The sequence below is a fragment of the Clostridium gasigenes genome, from assembly GCF_017348895.1.
Classification (GTDB): Bacteria; Bacillota; Clostridia; order Clostridiales; family Clostridiaceae; genus Clostridium; species Clostridium gasigenes.
Map to the genome: position 1 here is coordinate 1,370,673 of NZ_CP071376.1, position 16,828 is coordinate 1,387,500.

Annotated in this window: 16 protein-coding genes; 11 read left to right on the top strand and 5 right to left on the bottom strand. The window is 30.2% G+C overall.

From position 1 onward, the window contains the following. Window position 1: 1 nt before the first annotated feature. Window positions 2–700, bottom strand: coding sequence for a DUF4230 domain-containing protein (locus J1C67_RS19400; protein WP_167867263.1), 699 nt, complete (start codon window positions 698–700; stop codon window positions 2–4). Window positions 701–998: 298 nt separating this feature from the next. On the opposite strand from J1C67_RS19400, the gene J1C67_RS06740 reads away from it, so the two are divergent. Both J1C67_RS06740 and J1C67_RS06745 read left to right on the top strand, forming a co-directional pair. Further along, on the top strand, window positions 999–1,928 hold the full coding sequence (locus J1C67_RS06740) for a GNAT family N-acetyltransferase (RefSeq protein ID WP_167867244.1): 930 nt from the start codon (window positions 999–1,001) through the stop codon (window positions 1,926–1,928). A gap of 61 nt (window positions 1,929–1,989) precedes the next feature. Then, window positions 1,990–2,847 carry a PRD domain-containing protein gene (locus J1C67_RS06745; protein WP_089973064.1) on the top strand — a complete coding sequence of 286 codons (858 nt, stop codon included), beginning with the start codon at window positions 1,990–1,992 and terminating at the stop codon, window positions 2,845–2,847. Between the two features lie 63 nt (window positions 2,848–2,910). On the opposite strand, the gene J1C67_RS06750 is transcribed toward J1C67_RS06745, so the two are convergent. After that, entirely contained in the window at window positions 2,911–3,414 is a 504-nt protein-coding gene (locus tag J1C67_RS06750) for a PTS sugar transporter subunit IIA (RefSeq protein WP_089973067.1), read from the bottom strand. 516 nt (window positions 3,415–3,930) lie between these two features. Between J1C67_RS06750 and nagE the strand changes: the two genes are divergently transcribed. Both nagE and J1C67_RS06760 read left to right on the top strand, forming a co-directional pair. Beyond that, complete coding sequence (nagE, locus tag J1C67_RS06755) at window positions 3,931–5,343, top strand: N-acetylglucosamine-specific PTS transporter subunit IIBC (protein WP_207253570.1); 1,413 nt, start codon at window positions 3,931–3,933, stop codon at window positions 5,341–5,343. Window positions 5,344–5,669: 326 nt separating this feature from the next. Next, entirely contained in the window at window positions 5,670–6,752 is a 1,083-nt protein-coding gene (locus J1C67_RS06760) for an XdhC family protein (protein WP_167867245.1), read from the top strand. Window positions 6,753–6,888: 136 nt separating this feature from the next. Here the strand turns inward: J1C67_RS06760 and J1C67_RS06765 are convergent, their stop codons facing one another. The 3 genes from J1C67_RS06765 to J1C67_RS06775 form a co-directional block, all read right to left on the bottom strand. After that, the gene (locus J1C67_RS06765) at window positions 6,889–7,377 is read right to left on the bottom strand and encodes a C-GCAxxG-C-C family protein (RefSeq protein WP_167867246.1); all 489 of its coding nucleotides are present in this window, start codon (window positions 7,375–7,377) and stop codon (window positions 6,889–6,891) included. A gap of 170 nt (window positions 7,378–7,547) precedes the next feature. Beyond that, window positions 7,548–8,348: a multinuclear nonheme iron-dependent oxidase gene (locus tag J1C67_RS06770; RefSeq protein WP_167867247.1), complete on the bottom strand. Its 801-nt coding sequence runs from the start codon at window positions 8,346–8,348 to the stop codon at window positions 7,548–7,550. 100 nt (window positions 8,349–8,448) lie between these two features. Further along, window positions 8,449–9,786 (bottom strand): aminotransferase-like domain-containing protein, encoded by a 1,338-nt coding sequence (locus J1C67_RS06775; RefSeq protein WP_167867248.1) that lies wholly within the window; start codon window positions 9,784–9,786, stop codon window positions 8,449–8,451. A gap of 150 nt (window positions 9,787–9,936) precedes the next feature. On the opposite strand from J1C67_RS06775, the gene J1C67_RS06780 reads away from it, so the two are divergent. The 7 genes from J1C67_RS06780 to J1C67_RS06810 all read left to right on the top strand — a co-directional run bounded on the left by J1C67_RS06780 (window position 9,937) and on the right by J1C67_RS06810 (window position 16,624). Next, entirely contained in the window at window positions 9,937–11,136 is a 1,200-nt protein-coding gene (locus J1C67_RS06780) for a pyridoxal phosphate-dependent aminotransferase (protein ID WP_167867249.1), read from the top strand. 92 nt (window positions 11,137–11,228) lie between these two features. After that, entirely contained in the window at window positions 11,229–11,879 is a 651-nt protein-coding gene (gene deoC / locus J1C67_RS06785; protein ID WP_167867250.1) for a deoxyribose-phosphate aldolase, read from the top strand. Between the two features lie 31 nt (window positions 11,880–11,910). Beyond that, on the top strand, window positions 11,911–13,134 hold the full coding sequence (locus J1C67_RS06790; protein WP_167867251.1) for a peptidase U32 family protein: 1,224 nt from the start codon (window positions 11,911–11,913) through the stop codon (window positions 13,132–13,134). 169 nt (window positions 13,135–13,303) lie between these two features. After that, a complete protein-coding gene (locus tag J1C67_RS06795; protein WP_167867252.1) occupies window positions 13,304–13,570 on the top strand; it encodes a metal-sensing transcriptional repressor in 267 nt (88 codons plus the stop codon). A gap of 33 nt (window positions 13,571–13,603) precedes the next feature. After that, window positions 13,604–16,051 carry a heavy metal translocating P-type ATPase gene (locus tag J1C67_RS06800; protein WP_167867253.1) on the top strand — a complete coding sequence of 816 codons (2,448 nt, stop codon included), beginning with the start codon at window positions 13,604–13,606 and terminating at the stop codon, window positions 16,049–16,051. Window positions 16,052–16,126: 75 nt separating this feature from the next. After that, window positions 16,127–16,342, top strand: coding sequence for a heavy-metal-associated domain-containing protein (locus J1C67_RS06805; RefSeq protein ID WP_167867254.1), 216 nt, complete (start codon window positions 16,127–16,129; stop codon window positions 16,340–16,342). A gap of 15 nt (window positions 16,343–16,357) precedes the next feature. Next, entirely contained in the window at window positions 16,358–16,624 is a 267-nt protein-coding gene (locus J1C67_RS06810; protein WP_244980267.1) for a heavy-metal-associated domain-containing protein, read from the top strand. The last annotated feature ends 204 nt before the right edge of the window (window positions 16,625–16,828 follow it).

The following is a 16,828-nucleotide window of genomic DNA, read 5'->3' on the forward strand; positions in this document are numbered from 1 at the left end:
GTTAATTTTCTTTGAAGGTTACTTTAACAGATAGTTTACTGCCTGTAATTTGATTAAGAAGTTTTTCTAAAGCTAAGGTTGTATTTGCAACAGCTTTATCATAAATTTCAGGATCTTCCATTTTCTTTTCGAAACTTTTAGAAACCTCTCTTTCAATTACACCATGTTCTTCAGCAGTTAAAATAACATCTCCAAATCTAAAAAAGCCATTATTAACTTCTTCATAAATTGTTTTATCCTCATCTAAATCTACACTGAAAACTTTAGGATATTCAAGAACTAATTCAACTTCGTCTTTAAGTGAATTTACTTTAATATCATTATCTGAAATATTGGATAAATCTACTGCATAGGAACAGTTAGCAAAAAACTTAATTTTTTTAAATTTCTTAAATACAGTAAAGTTACCCCAACTTTCATCTATAATAATGCTTTCGGAGAATTCTATTTCTAGTGGAATTATTTTATTAGCGCTTTTAATTTCATTAATTAAACTTTCCTCAGAAACAAATTTAACACTCTTTTTATCATTATCAGTTAATTTCCATTGCTTTGGAGGAGTTTTTGGTGAAAGAAAAATTTTGTAACCTAAAAAAACTCCAATGAGGATAAATATAAAAGCTAAAGTTAAAGAAAGTTTAAAATGAGTTTTATGATTGGATTTTCTACTTTTAAAAAATTTAAAAATAAAAATAAAAATCCCTCCTCATATAATAATCATTAGGTCTTTGAGAAAATAACAAATCAAGGCGTAAAATATACTAACATATTTACTTGTTATTTTTAAAAGTATGCCTTAAACAACATAATTAAGTGTATGATTAGCGTATTTAATTTAGAATTAAGATTTTTTAATTTCAGTTGTGCAAAGACTATATTTATCTGTATAATAGTATTAAAGAAGACTTTAGGCACTTTGAAAAAAATAATAGACAAATATGATAGTTTATTATTTTTTTGAAAGCGCCTCAAAAAGAATATCCTTAGGAGAAAGTGTTATGAGTGCTAAGAAAGAAATTCATATAGATTTAGTTAGAGGAACGCTAAGCGATTATATGATAAAAGATAAGAGTAATATAATAATAGGAAGATTTACGATTATGGATTTAGACAAAGAAAATAAAAAATGTAATGTAAAGTTTAAATTCTATAGGGATAACGATTATGAGTTATTAATTGAAACTTTAAAAACTATTTTAAGGGCTATTTTTAAAGATGCGAACATATATAAAGCTAATTTTATAATAAATGAAAAAGCTAATTTAAAAGCTTTCTTAGATTATGGATTTACTTTAGAGGGGATTTTATCTGAAAATCTTTTTATAAATGGAGTATTTTTAGCTGAATTAAGCTTTGGGATAAATAGAAGTGAGTACACTCAGCCAATTAGAAATTCTTTTGTGAATATAGTTGGAACAAACCTAGAAATTAGAAATTTCACACCAGATGATGCAGAAGAACTTTTACAGTATTATATTAGAAATAAGGAACATCTTAGACTTTATGAGCCAGCAAGGGATAACAGTTTTTATACTTATGAGGTTCAAAAGGATATATTACTAGAAAGTTACAAGCAATTACTTAATGGTAGTAGTTTTGATTTTGGAATATATAAAAATAATAAATTAATAGGAAAGGCAAAAATATCTAATATTGTATATGGTGTGTTTAAAAGCGGAATTCTAGGATACTCTATAGATAAGAAGGAACAAGGAAAGGGTCATATGACGGAAGCTGTTAACCTTTTACTTAAGTATTCTAAAGAAGAATTAGAGTTACATAGAATTGAAGCTTCGGCTTTAGTAGATAATGATAAATCAAAAAATGTGCTTTTGAAATGTAGTTTTAAGGAAATAGGAATAAATGAACAGTATTTATTTATAAATGGAAGTTGGAAAGATCATATTACTTTTTATAAAATATTATAAAAAGTTTGAAAAATGAATCTGAAACATATAGATTAATAAGATGTACTGATGAGGTGTAATTATGGGTATTATTTTAAAAAATAAGGTAGTGGTAGTTAAGGTATTTAATAATAACATTATACTTGTTAGAGATAAGGGAATAGAGAAAGTGTTGTTTGCAAAAGGCTTAGGCTTTGGGAAAAAGTTTGGAGAAACCCTGAATCCAGGATTAATGGTAGAAAAACTATTTAAAATAGAAAATGAAGATAATCAAAGGAATATGAATGAAGTTATAAGTAGAGTTGATCCTGAGTTTTTTGCTTTATGCCAAGAAGCTATAGTTGATATTTCTGAAGAGTTAGGAGAAAAATTAAATGAAAGTATACATATTGGATTAGTAGATCATTTATCCTTTGCAATTACAAGAATAGAAAGTAATGAAGAAATTGAAAATCCATTTTTAGTTGAAATTCAAACTTTGTATAAAAAAGAGTTTAATTTGGCAGTTAAGCTAGCAAAAAAAATAGGTGATGCTATAAATGTTAAAATCCCAAATGGAGAAGCTGGGTTTATAGCCCTACATATACATTCTGCTAGAAATAATGGTAATCTGTCTAATACTATTAAATATAGTTCTCTAAGTAATACAATTGTGAAACATGTTGAAAAAAGATTAGATATTAAAATAGATAGAGAGTCTTTGGATTATGCAAGGTTTTTAATTCATATAAGGTTTGCGGTAGAAAGAATATTATTAGATAATCATATAAAGAATGATTTAATGGGTGTAATAAAAAAACGATATAAAGTATCCTATAAGATTGCAGAAGAAGCTTCGATAATTTTGGAAAAAGGTCTAGATAAAAAAGTAACAAAAGATGAAATTGCTTATTTAGCAATGCATATAGAACGGTTTAAGTCATCTATAGAGAAGGCGTAGAAAAACAAAAAAGTAGCTAAATTAATAGCTACTTTTTTTGAAATAATATTTCAAAATTATATATTAAACTTCAAAGTTAATAACTGTAGTTTTTCCGGCAATAACATTTCCAGTTTCTACAGCTGATATTGATTTAGTAATATCAACATTTGTGATTAATACTGGTGTTATAAGAGATAAACCCTTACTAATAATAAAATCTCTATCGATTTTTATTATTGGTGTACCAGCCTTAACTTGAGTGCCTTGCTCAGCAAGTTGTTCAAAACCTTCACCGTTTAATGAAACAGTATCAATACCAATATGTATTAATAATTCTATTCCGTTAGCTAAAGTCATTGCAAAAGCATGCTTTGTTTTGAAAACTAAAGTTAACTCTCCATCAGCAGGTGCAACAAAGGTATCTCCTTCAGCTAATATAGCAAGTCCGTCGCCAGCCATTTTCTCAGCGAAAACTTGATCTGGGACCTCTGATAAAGGCATTGCTTTACCTGATACTGGGGCTACAAATGTAAGTGTGTCTTGAGCTGAATTAGGTTTAAACATATTTTTGATAAAATCAAACATAATACTTCCTGAAAATTCAGGAATTCACATCCTTTCTCTATGTATTTTATTAGTATTACTAATATTGCATATAAATATTAGTATAAAAATTTATATGTAATACAATATATTCGGAAAATTCTGAATAAAATTTAAAAAAGCATAAGTTAACTTAAAAAAGCAACTTATGCCTGATTTAACAGTAACACGTCTATTCAATTATATATATATTTGATTATTGTTGTCAACAGAATATAAAGAAATAATTCAAATATTAAACCTAAAAAAATACATAAAATACATAAATTACTTTAAAAAAACTATTGAAAACAATATCATAACATGATATACTGAATTCAATAAATTAAATATGCGTAAATTTTAGGCGTGTTATCAATAAGTTGAGCAAGAGCCGAAAGGGATTATTATATCCTTTTCGGCTCTTTTTTGTGTTCAATATTCGTAATTATATTTAGTATGTAGCCTTAAATTTACTATGTAAGTTAATTTATAAATAAAAATTAGGAGGAATTAATTATGGGAAAAGCAATTATAGGATATTTACAAAGAATCGGTAAATCATTAATGCTTCCAATAGCAGCATTACCGGTAGCTGGGCTTATGTTAAGACTTGGACAAGGAGATCTTTTAAATATTGCATGGCTTGCAGCAGCAGGTGACGCGTTATTTGGTAATCTACCTTTACTGTTTGCAATTGGAGTTGCGGTTGGTTTATCAGATGATGATAATGGAGCAGCAGCACTAGCAGGAGCAATAGGTTTTTTAGTATTAACTAAAGTTAGTAGTTCTATATGGGTATCGAGATATGGAGCAGATGTAGCTAAAACATTAGATTTTAAGACTTTAGGTGGTATCATTGTAGGTATAGTTGCAGGTCATACCTACAACCATTTTAAAAATGTTAAATTACCAGAAATATTAGGATTCTTCGGTGGAAGAAGATTAGTACCTATTATGACATCATTTTTTACAGTTGCATTAGGAATTGTGTTTGGGTATATATGGCAGCCTATTCAAGCTGCTATTGACTCTTTTGGTATGTGGATGGTTGACCTTGGAGCAGTAGGTGCAGGATTGTTTGGTTTCTTTAATAGATTATTAATTCCAATGGGATTACATCATGTATTAAACACAGTATTTTGGCAAACAATTGGGAGTTTCAATGGAAAAAGTGGAGATTTAAACAGATTCTTCGCAGGAGATCCAACAGCGGGAATATATATGGGTGGATTTTTCCCTGTAATGATGTTTGGTATGATAGCTGTTGCTTTAGCAATAATTGTATGTGCTAAAAAAGAAAAGAGAACTGCTACTATAGGACTATTAAGTTCATTAGCACTTACAGCATTCTTAACAGGTATTACAGAACCAATAGAATTCTTATTCATATTCTTATCACCATTATTATTAGTAGCACATGCATTGATTACAGGTTTATCAATGTTCATAACAACATCATTAGGTGTTTTACATGGATTCACATTCTCAGCAGGTGCACTTGATTACGTATTGAACTTTGGTATTGCTACAAAGCCATTATTAATACTACCAATTGGATTAGGAATCGGGGTACTATACTTTGTAGTATTTGTATTCTTAATTAAGAAATTTAATATTCCAACACCAGGAAGAGAAGAAGATGATGAAGAGTTTGAAGAAAATGTAGTCATAAGTGGCGATATGGGAGAACTTGCAAAATCATATATAGAATATTTAGGTGGAAAAGATAATATAGTGTCAGTGGATAACTGTATAACTAGATTAAGACTAGAAGTAAAAGATAATACAGTAGTAAAAGACAGTAAGCTAAAAGCATTAGGTGCAAGAGGTATAGTTAGACCAAGTAAGAAGAATGTTCAAATTATAGTAGGAACAAATGTACAATTTCTTGCAGATGCAATAAAGAGTGAATTAAAAAGAGGTAGATAATATTATTTCAAAATAAATAATAAAATTTTTACTATATAATATTAAAAAGAGGTTATCTAGAAATGATTTTTAAATCATTAAAGGAGATAACCTCTTTTTCTATATATAATTAATGTATAGATACAATATGTTTTAATTAGCAATTGCAGGACTTAAGTTAGCATCACCTAATTAATTCATAGTATGTTACAATATTCTTATAGTATTAATCAAACCAAAAGGCAGTAATACATTCCGAGTATGAGGGGTTAAGTTTCCGGTACAGGACAGCTATGCATCAAATATTTCAGAATATTAAAAATAAATGAATTTGGAGGAATGAAATCATGTATGTAGATACCTATAAAAATTTATTAAAAGAAGTGGGTTCGGGAAATAATGCCGTTATAATTACAATGTTGGATAACAAAAGTTGTGAAAATAAACCATCTCAGAACAAAACACTTTTTACCGAGGAAAGTCTGAATTCCTACAATCGCGTATCCGATTTAGATGAAGTACTTTACCAAAAGGCGAAATATGCTATAGAAACTGGAATTCTTCAGTTTTTTAAAATTAGTGAAAATGAAGCTTATTTAATTGAACCATATTTCCCTGAACCACGTTTAATAATTTTAGGTGGTGGACATATAGCTAAGCCCTTAGCTGAATTTGCTTCAAAAGTAGGTTTTTCAGTTACAGTTATCGATGACAGACCCTCATTTGCTAATAGTAAAAGATTTGCTACTGCTAAAGAAGTAATTTGTGAGAGTTTCCATAACTGTTTCGACTTAATTAGTTTAAATAAATCTGACTACGTTGTTATTGTAACTCGAGGTCATCGACATGATATGGATTGTCTTAGACAGGTTTTAAAACATAATACTGCATATGTTGGAATGATCGGTTCAAAACGGAGAGTTAAAAGCGTCATGGAGCAAATGGTAAACGAAGGATATCCTGAAGAAAAGTTAAACAAAGTCAATGCGCCCATAGGTCTTGAAATAGGTGCCCTTACACCTGAAGAGATAGCAATTTCTATTATATCTCAGGTCATAAGTTATAGACGACTTGGTGATATAAGCAATGTTATTACTAGACCTAAGAAAACTAATTGGCCAGAATTTGACCCTGAAGTATTAATGGAATTGTGCAAAGAAGAAGATTCACCAAAAGCAATCATTACAATTATTTCTACGAAAGGTTCAGTTCCAAGAAATGCAGGAGCTAAAATGATTGTATGGCCATATGGTAAGATTTTAGGGAGTATTGGGGGAGGGTGTAGCGAAGGAGAGATAATTAATACCGCGCGGAATTTACTAGGAAATGGTGGATATCAAATTCAAAGTATAGATATGACAGGTACCATAGCTGAAGATGAAGGTATGGTATGCGGAGGAATCATGGATGTAATAATAGAGTCTTTTTAAATTTCACTAACGCATAGGAGATGTTACATCCTATTAGACAACTGAAATTAATAAAATAAATATACTTAGTAATATCTCAAGTTTACAATTTAAATAAGCTATAAGTCTTAACATATAGGGCTTATAGCTTGTCTTATTATTTTACTTGAATTTGCCCGTCTTCTATAAATTCATTTGCTATCCATCTTGCTACTCTGCCAGTAATTGTAATGCAATGGGTTTTTCTTTCAGGGCTTTTAAAGTTGTCTCCAGTCCATTCTCTTGTTATTACTCTACAGCAAGTTGATTTATATTCATTCTTAATATAGTCATGAAGAATACTAGCTTTTTCAAACATTTTTTCTTGCATAGCTTCACCTTCGACTCTACCATATACCATACCTAGAGCCATTTGACCACCTGAGACTGCGCCACATAGACATCCTGATTTACCCATTCCTATAGGAAATCCACTTGCCATTTTAACTATCTTCTCATCATATGGTTTCCCTAATAATTCATTGAGTGTTTGAACTACAGCTTCGCTACAAAAAAATGTACCGCTTCTGAAAAGCTCTTCTGCATTAGATTGAACTCTATCAAGAAGCTCTTCCTTTGTGAAATCTTTTGTATTTCCAAAGATCATTATTTATTCCCCCCCAAGGTCAAATTTAATTCAATTACTATTATACTTTATATATTTAAAGGTTACCAATTGTTATTTATAGGGCCGTAAAAGTTAATGAAATACCAGCACAAACATTACCGAAACTTGCCATGTTCGCTGCATATGCAAGTCTATATTTATACTTTTACTTATTTGGTTGAATTACATATTCTTTTTACTTCATTTAACTGTTTTGCTAAAGAAGAAATAACTGTCTCCTCATTTTCTGAATCTAATCCATTGTATTCCAATGTAACTATATTTGGGTTTGTATAATTTAAAACCCATTCTAACAATTCGTAATCTTCATTTTCCATGGCTTGATGTGTATCTGCTGGAAAACCATCTTTATCATAACCAGAACCATTTACATGAATTTCTACAACCCTATTAAGTGGTAACTGTCGAATATAATCACGAATATTCCAGCCATGATATTGTGCAGTAATCTTTGCGTGGGTAATATCAAGCAAAAATGATACATCATTATCTGTAAACAATCGGCTAAATTGTTCTGGCATAATATAAGGGTAATGATCAATCGTTATTACACGTTCTTTAGGGGAATCAGGAATGTTTTCAAGTAATAATGGTACTTTTAAGTTGTTTTTAAAGATCTGTATCTGTTTAGACATATGTTCATATATATTTTCATCAGTCATACCGGGATACATATCTGAATTTTTAATTGAAAGATGAATGCCATAATGGGGAGAATCGCATTTTTTTATGAGGTCATTTGCCAAATTAAAATCTACGATTTCTATATTTTTCATTCCTGTGCGCTCAAAATATCCTAGACCATGAAGTAGAACTGGTCGCATGGAACGCATGGTTGAAAACTGTTCATTAAACGTTCCATATGCACCGGATTTAATATAATCTACACTAACAGCTTCTTTTTCAATGAGATATTTTAGGGCCTTTGACCAATTACATCCAATATACATATTTTATACCACGCTCCTATCGCATCTAAATAAAAATTAATAATAAAGTTCAAAACCTATATATATAACAGGGTTGCATTGAAATTTATTTCGGAAGGTATTAATCTAGGTATTTTTGAATAACATCAAGTACTATAGGGATATTTTTAATTATTTGTGTTTCATTTACTTCACTAATGGTAATTCTGAAATAATTATGGCATTTATACTCTTTAAGGAAACATTCACTTGTATTAAACATTTTTATATTTTTACGGTTTAGGGAATCAAATATTTTATCATAGTTTAAAGAACCATTTACATAAATGCAAGCAAAGTATCCAGACTCAGGAATATTGTACTGTATTCTCGGATGTTTATATTTTAATAAAGTATCTTTCAAGCATCTCATACGACTGTTATATAAACTAACCAATTGTTTCATATGATCATCAAACATACCGTTTTTTATATATATTTCTAAGGCTCCTTGAGATAGTATTGGGCTATTCATATCAGTCCACTTTTTATATAGTAAAAATTTATCAATCAGTAAGTTAGGTAATATAAGTGCAGCAACTCTTAAACCGGGCATAAGTATCTTTGAATAACTTTTCAAGTATATTACTTTTGATGAAGTATCATAGGAAAACATAGGGTCATTTTTTTTGTTTATATCTAAATCAGCAGCAATATCATCTTCAACAATATACACATCATATTTTTCTGCCAATTTTACAATTTCTTGTTTCTCGAGTCTACTGTAAGAAGTTCCAGTCGGATTATGGAACCTGGGGATACTATAAAAAAATTTAATATTACCATATTTAAATAATTTCTCTAATTCATCTAGGTTTATTCCATTTAAATCTCTATTTATGCCTAGAGTAGCAATATTATTAAGTTCTAGAGATTTTATCATTCCATAATAGGTGGGTTGCTCTACAAGAATATTAGATTTACCATTTGGAAATGGCATAATTGATAATATGTTTAATGCTTGCTGAGAACTAGATGTAATAATTATATTATTTGGATTTGTAAATATTTGATAGTTTTGAATATGTTTTGATAAAACATTAATTAGAGAGTTTAATCCTCTAGGATCCGAATATGAGAAAAGTTTTTCTTTATATAAGTCTATTGATTTATTTAGACAATGTTGAAAATTCTGATAGGGAAAAGATTCAGCGTTTAAATTTACAGCTGAAAAATCAATTATAGGATATTTAGAAGAATTTTGAGTATGAAAATTATCAACTACATAATACCCACTTTTAGGTACTGAATAAATAATATGATCTTGCTCAAGTTTCTCATAAGCTTTTAGAACTGTACCAGTGCTAAATTGAAATAATTTTTGAATAGATCTTATAGAGGGCAGTCTCTTAGAATGGCTGAGTTCCCCGGTATTTATATTGTTTTTAATGTACTCTATCACTTCTTCATATTTCAGCAAATTGATATCCCTCCTTAATATTGTGCTAGTACAGATGGTGATTTTATTTATTGATATATACATTAAACTATATTAGGCTAATTGTATAGTAAATTGATAAACGGAAAGATATTGGATTGTAAGAGACTTTATAAAGGGGGGGATTTAAGATTGATATTTTCAAAAAAATCAGAGAAGGTTTTACCGTCTATTACTTTAGAAATTACATCTAGAGCTAAACAAATGAAAAAAGATGGAGCCGATACTATAATTCTTGGCGCAGGAGAACCAGATTTTAATACTCCTGAAAATATTAGAAATATAGCTATAAAAGCAATTAATGATGGGCTTACAAAATATACTCCAGCATCTGGGATAGATGAATTAAAACTTGCTGTAGCTAAAAAATTTAAAAGAGATAATGATTTAATATACTCTAATTCTCAAATCATGATTTCAACTGGAGCTAAACAATGTCTCTGGAATGTTTTTGAAACTATTCTTAATCCTGGAGATGAGGTTATTATACCAAAACCATATTGGGTTAGTTATCCAGAATTAATTAGGCTAGTTGATGGGGTACCTGTATTTGCATTTGGAGATGAAGAAAATGATTTTAAATATACCAGACCTATATTAGAAAATGTAATAAGCTCAAAGACTAAAGCAATTCTAATAAATACTCCTAATAATCCAACAGGTGCAGTTTATGGTAAAGATGAGTTAGCTATGATAGCCGATTTTGCGAGAACTCATGATTTAATGATAATCTCCGATGAAATATATGAAAAGTTTAATTATGAAAATGAAGATGAAAAGTATACTAGCATAGCCAATATTAGTAGCGATTCATATAATAGGACAATAATAATACAGGGTGTTTCTAAGACATACTCTATGACTGGATGGAGAATAGGTTATGCAGTTGGTAATGAAAAAATCATTAGTTTAATGGCGAGTATACAAAGTCATACTACATCTAACCCTAATTCTATAGCACAGTATGCAGCAGTGGAGGCTTTAAATGGAGATCAAACTTCTGTAAAAATAATGGTTAATGAGTTTAAGAATAGAAGAGATTATATAGTTGAAAGAATTAATGATACTAATATACTTTCATGTAAAAAGCCAAAAGGGGCATTTTATATTATGATTAATATATCAAAGATGCTTGGGAAAGTTATAGATGGTCATACAATTAATAACTCTATAGATTTTTCAAATATACTTTTAGAAAAAGTAAAAGTAGCAGTTATTCCAGGTGATGGATTTGGAGTAAGCAATTATGTGAGGATTTCCTATGCTACTTCAATGGATAACATTAAAGAGGGCGTTAAAAGAATAATTAATTTTGTAAAAGATTATGAATAAAATAATTAATCTAAATTAATATGTTTAAAAATTTCACTATATAAATTCAAAATAAATTTAAAATAAATTTAAAAAGTGAGGAGAAATAAATTATGAATATAGCTAAGTATATAGACCATACAATATTAAAACCAGAGGCAACAACTGAAGATATTAAAAGATTTTGCACTGAAGCTAAAAACTTTGGTTTCGCTTCAGTTTGTGTGAATTCTTATAATGCTGCATTAGTAAGTAAAGAACTTGAAGGAAGCGGTGTTAAGACTTGCGTGGTTGTTGGATTTCCTTTAGGAGCAACAACTAAAGAAGTTAAAGCTTTTGAAACAAAGCAAGCAATAGAAAATGGTGCAGACGAAATAGATACAGTCATAAATATCGGGGCTTTAAAAGAAAAAAATTATGAATTAGTTAGAGAAGACATAAAAGCAGTAATAGATGTAGCTAATAAAAAAGTAATAGTTAAAGTAATTATTGAAGCATGTCTTTTAACCAATGAAGAAAAAGTTAAGGTATGTGAAATATCTAAAGAAGTGGGAGCGGATTCTGTTAAGACATCAACAGGATTTTCTACTGAAGGAGCAATTAAAGAAGATGTTGCGCTTATGAGAAAAACTGTAGGAGTAGAAATTGGTGTTAAGGCTTCAGGGGGAGTAAGAGATTTTAATACAGCTATGGATATGATAACAGCAGGTGCTAATAGAGTTGGTGCAAGTGCAAGTATTGCTATTATTGAAGCGAGCAAATAAATAAATTTTTAAGTATGAGGAGAAATAAATTATGCATAAGCCGGAACTTTTAGCACCAGCAGGAAACTTAGAAAAACTTAAGACTGCTATAAATTTTGGTGCTGATGCTGTATATCTTGGAGGTAATAAATTAAATTTAAGGGCAGCGGCAGGTAATTTTACAATGGAAGAATTGAAAGAAGGACTCGAATTTGCACATTTAAGAGGGAAAAAAGTTTATGTTACATTAAACGTAATGCCACATAATGAGGATTTAATAGGGATAGAAGAATATCTTAGTGAATTATATGATATTGGTGTAGATGCTTTACTTATTGCTGATCCAGGAGTTATTAGTATAGCAAAAGAAGTTGTGCCGAATCTTGAAATACATTTAAGCACCCAAGCTAACAGTTTAAACTACAAAACTGCTTTGTTTTGGCATAATGTTGGAGTTAAGAGGGTTGTAGTAGCAAGAGAAATGAGTCTTAAAGATTTACAAGAATTAAAAAAGGAGCTACCAGAAACTTGTGAAATAGAAGCATTTGTACATGGATCTATGTGTATGGCGTATTCTGGAAAATGTTTGTTGTCAAACTATATGACTGGTAGAGATTCCAATAGAGGAACTTGTGCGCAACCGTGTAGATATAAATATCATTTAGTTCAAGAGAAAGATCCAGGAATCTACAGTAGAGTTAATGAGGGAAATGATGGAATTTATTTAATGAATTCAAAAGATTTATGCACGATAGAACATATTCCTGAACTTATTGAGTCTGGAATAAATTCTCTTAAAATTGAAGGAAGAATGAAAAGTTCTTATTATGTTGCATGTGTAGTAAAAGCGTATAGAGAAGCAATTGATAAATACATAGAAGATCCTGAAAATTATAAATTTGATTCTAAATGGATGGACAATCTTATAAAACCTAGCCATAGACCATATACAACTGGGTTTTACTTTGATGAAAAAATGAAACAAAATCATGCAAGCTCAGCATATATACGTAATTATGATATTGTAGGTATTGTAAAAAATTATAATTGTCAATCTCATATTGCAACTATAGAACAAAGAAATAAAGTTTATAATGGAGATTTTGTTGAAGTTTTAGCTGTAAAAGGAGATAACAAGATTATAGAACTTAAAGATATGAGGAAAGAAAATGGTGAGGCTATAGAAAGTGCGTCTTCTGCACAAATGATTTTTACTGTACAATGTTATGAAGAATTAATGGTTAACGATATAATTATTAAAAATAAGAAGGCTTAAATTAAAATTGTACTAATTTGAAAATAAAACTCTGGAATGAAGCAGTCTTATAGCTGCTTCATTTTTCATGGGAGGAATTATATAAAGAAGAGGTTGACACATCTTATTTTTAGTATTAGTATATAAACATACCCCCCCATGAGGGGTGGGATACGAAAGAGGCGAAATAATGAATAATGAGAAAAAAGAAGCTGTAAAGACTTTAAAAATAGCAAAAGGACAAATTGAAGCAACTATCAAAATGATGGAAGATGAGAGATATTGTGTAGATGTATCAAATCAAATTATTGCGGCACAATCACTTTTAAAAAAAGCTAATTTGTTGATTTTAAAGCAGCACATGAATCACTGCGTTAGGGAGGCCTTTGAGCAGGATAAAGGAAGTGATAAGATAGATGAAATTATAAATGTTTTATCAAAAATAATTGGTAAATAGAATATATGGAAATTATAAAAGGAGGGAAATTATATGTTAACTAAGTCATTAAAAATAGAAGGAATGACATGTGCATCTTGTGCAAAGGCTGTAGAAAGAGCCACTAAAAAATTGCAAGGTGTAAATGAATCAAATGTAAATATTGCTACAGAAAAACTAAGTATAAATTTCGATGAAACAAAGGTTTCTGTAGAGGATATTCAAATAGCTGTTGAAAAAGCAGGATATAAAGCAATTAATGATGCTAGTAATAAAACTATGAAAATTGAAGGAATGACCTGTGCGTCTTGTGCGAAGGCAGTAGAAAGAGCTACAAGAAAGATTGATGGAGTTACAGAAGCAAATGTTAATTATGAAACTGAGAAGTTAATTATAAACTACGAACCTTCAAAGGTGAAAGTTATAGATATAAAGAAAGCAATAGAAAAAGCTGGATATAAGGCTATAGAAGAAGAGACTACAGTAGATGCAGATAAAGAGAAAAAAGAAAAAGAAATAAAACTGTTATGGAAAAAATTCGTTATATCTGCAATATTTACAGTTCCACTACTTTATATATCTATGGGTCATATGATGGGACTTTATCTACCGGATTTTATTAATCCAATGATGAATCCAGAAGTTTTTGCTTTATCACAATTACTTCTAACTATACCAGTTATAATTGCTGGTAATAGATACTATACAGTTGGATTTAAAGCCTTGATTAGAAGAAGTCCAAATATGGATTCACTTATTGCAATAGGTACATCAGCAGCTGTTCTTTATGGGATATTTGCAACAGTAAAGATTGTTGGTGGAGATACAAGTTATGCTATGGACTTATACTATGAGTCGGCGGCAGTAATTATCACTTTGATAACTCTTGGTAAGTATTTAGAATCTGTTTCTAAGGGAAAGACATCTGAAGCTATAAAGAAGCTTATGGGACTTGCTCCTAAGACCGCTATAGTTATAAGAAGTGGAAAAGAAATAGAAATTACCATAGAAGAAGTAGAAGTAGGAGATATTATAGTAGTTAAACCAGGCGAAAAGATGCCGGTAGATGGTGAGGTTGTATCGGGTACTACATCTGTAGATGAATCAATGCTTACAGGTGAAAGTATACCAGTAGAAAAAAATTCTGGAGATAAGATTATTGGTGCAAGTATAAATAAAAACGGAACTATAAACTATAAAGCTACTAAAGTTGGTAAGGATACAGCACTGGCTCAAATTATAAAATTAGTAGAAGATGCGCAGGGCTCTAAAGCTCCAATTGCAAAACTTGCAGATGTTATTTCAGGTTATTTTGTTCCAATAGTTATAGACTTAGCAGTGTTATCTGGTTTAGGATGGTATTTCATTGGTGGGGAATCGGAAATATTCTCACTTACAATATTTATATCTGTGCTAGTAATCGCTTGTCCTTGTGCCCTTGGACTAGCAACTCCAACAGCAATAATGGTTGGTACAGGTAAAGGTGCAGAATATGGCGTTTTAATAAAAAGTGGTGTAGCACTAGAAACTGCTCATAAGATACAAACTATAGTATTTGATAAAACAGGTACTATTACTGAAGGTAAGCCAAAAGTTACGGATGTGGTTGTTATAAATGGAATAGCACAAAATGACTTATTACAATTAGCAGCCTCTGCAGAAAAGGGATCAGAACATCCGCTTGGGGAGGCCATTGTAAAAGGTGCCGAAGAAAAAGGACTAGAGTTTAAGAAGCTAGATTTCTTTAAAGCCATTCCAGGTTATGGTATTGAAGTTAAAATAGATGGTAAAAATATTCTACTTGGAAACAGAAAACTTATGATTGATAGCAAAATATCCTTAGTAGAATTAGAAAAAATTTCTGATGAATTAGCTGGAGAAGGTAAGACTCCGATGTATATAGCTATAGACAATAAGATGGCAGGTATCATTGCTGTTGCGGATACTGTTAAAGCAAGTAGTAAGAAAGCAATAGAAAAGCTTCATGAAATGGGAATTGAAGTAGATATGATAACTGGTGACAATAAGAGAACTGCAGAAGCTATAGCTAAACAAGTTGGAATTGATAGGATTTTAGCAGAAGTGTTACCACAAGACAAGGCAAATGAAGTTAAAAAGCTTCAAGCTGAAGGTAAGAAGGTTGCTATGGTTGGTGATGGTATAAATGATGCTCCAGCATTAGCACAAGCAGATATTGGTATAGCTATAGGTTCTGGAACAGACGTTGCAATGGAATCAGCAGATATAGTTCTTATGAGAAGCGACTTAATGGATGTTCCTACTGCCTTGCAGTTAAGTAAAAGTACTATAAGAAATATTAAACAAAACCTATTCTGGGCATTTGGGTATAATATAATAGGAATACCAGTTGCTATGGGAATCCTACACATATTTGGAGGACCATTATTAAATCCTATGATAGCAGGAGCAGCAATGAGTCTTAGTTCTGTGTCAGTATTAACCAATGCTTTAAGATTAAAGAGGTTTAAACCAATTAAATAGATAGTAAAATATATGGTTTTATTAAATATTAGTAATTCTAATGTATATTATAAAAAATATTAGGAGGAATAAAAAATGAGAAAAAAAATATTAATTGAAGGAATGAGCTGTGGACACTGTGTAAACCACGTTAAGGAGGCATTAGGTGAACTTAATGGAGTAACTAGTGTAGATGTGAATTTAGATTCTAAAACTGCAGTATTTGAGGGATCAGTAGATATTACTGATGAAGATATTAAAGCGGCTATCGATGAGGTAGGATATGAAGTTGTAGGAATAGAAGAACTATAATATAAATATAAGAGCATGTTGGATAAAACAAGTGCTAATAATTGGAAGGGGAAAAGTAAAATGAAAATGAAAAAGAAAGTAGTAGTTGAAGGTATGAAGTGCGAAAATTGCGCTAAGCATATAAAGGAAGCAATAAGTAATATAGAGGGTGTAACTAGTGCAGATATAAATATTTCTAATAAATCTGTTATAGTTGAGACTAACACTGAGGTAAGTGATGAAACTATAAAACTTGCAGTTAACAGTGAAAAATATAAAGTAGTTGAAATAGAGACAATATAGGTAAATAGAAGAACACTTGTGGCTAGAGAGTAGAATATATTAGTTTGGAACCTCTGATGTAGAGAAATACATCAGAGGTTTTTTGCATAAATAATAATTTGCAATTGGATACTCATGTGATCAATGGCATCAAGTTAGGATTTATAAATTTAAGATATAAAGTTTATATTAATATATGAAGAATTCAGTAACTCCACATATGAT

What these genes read in the sequence shown, in the direction of transcription:
- J1C67_RS06740 (WP_167867244.1), top strand. Translation starts at nt 999, where the DNA reads ATGAGTGCTAAGAAAGAAATTCATATAGATTTAGTTAGAGGAACGCTA.
- J1C67_RS06745 (WP_089973064.1), top strand. Translation starts at nt 1,990, where the DNA reads ATGGGTATTATTTTAAAAAATAAGGTAGTGGTAGTTAAGGTATTTAAT.
- J1C67_RS06750 (WP_089973067.1), bottom strand. Translation starts at nt 3,414, where the DNA reads ATGTTTGATTTTATCAAAAATATGTTTAAACCTAATTCAGCTCAAGAC.
- nagE (WP_207253570.1), top strand. Translation starts at nt 3,931, where the DNA reads ATGGGAAAAGCAATTATAGGATATTTACAAAGAATCGGTAAATCATTA.
- J1C67_RS06760 (WP_167867245.1), top strand. Translation starts at nt 5,670, where the DNA reads ATGTATGTAGATACCTATAAAAATTTATTAAAAGAAGTGGGTTCGGGA.
- J1C67_RS06765 (WP_167867246.1), bottom strand. Translation starts at nt 7,377, where the DNA reads ATGATCTTTGGAAATACAAAAGATTTCACAAAGGAAGAGCTTCTTGAT.
- J1C67_RS06770 (WP_167867247.1), bottom strand. Translation starts at nt 8,348, where the DNA reads ATGTATATTGGATGTAATTGGTCAAAGGCCCTAAAATATCTCATTGAA.
- deoC (WP_167867250.1), top strand. Translation starts at nt 11,229, where the DNA reads ATGAATATAGCTAAGTATATAGACCATACAATATTAAAACCAGAGGCA.
- J1C67_RS06790 (WP_167867251.1), top strand. Translation starts at nt 11,911, where the DNA reads ATGCATAAGCCGGAACTTTTAGCACCAGCAGGAAACTTAGAAAAACTT.
- J1C67_RS06795 (WP_167867252.1), top strand. Translation starts at nt 13,304, where the DNA reads ATGAATAATGAGAAAAAAGAAGCTGTAAAGACTTTAAAAATAGCAAAA.
- J1C67_RS06800 (WP_167867253.1), top strand. Translation starts at nt 13,604, where the DNA reads ATGTTAACTAAGTCATTAAAAATAGAAGGAATGACATGTGCATCTTGT.
- J1C67_RS06805 (WP_167867254.1), top strand. Translation starts at nt 16,127, where the DNA reads ATGAGAAAAAAAATATTAATTGAAGGAATGAGCTGTGGACACTGTGTA.
- J1C67_RS06810 (WP_244980267.1), top strand. Translation starts at nt 16,358, where the DNA reads ATGTTGGATAAAACAAGTGCTAATAATTGGAAGGGGAAAAGTAAAATG.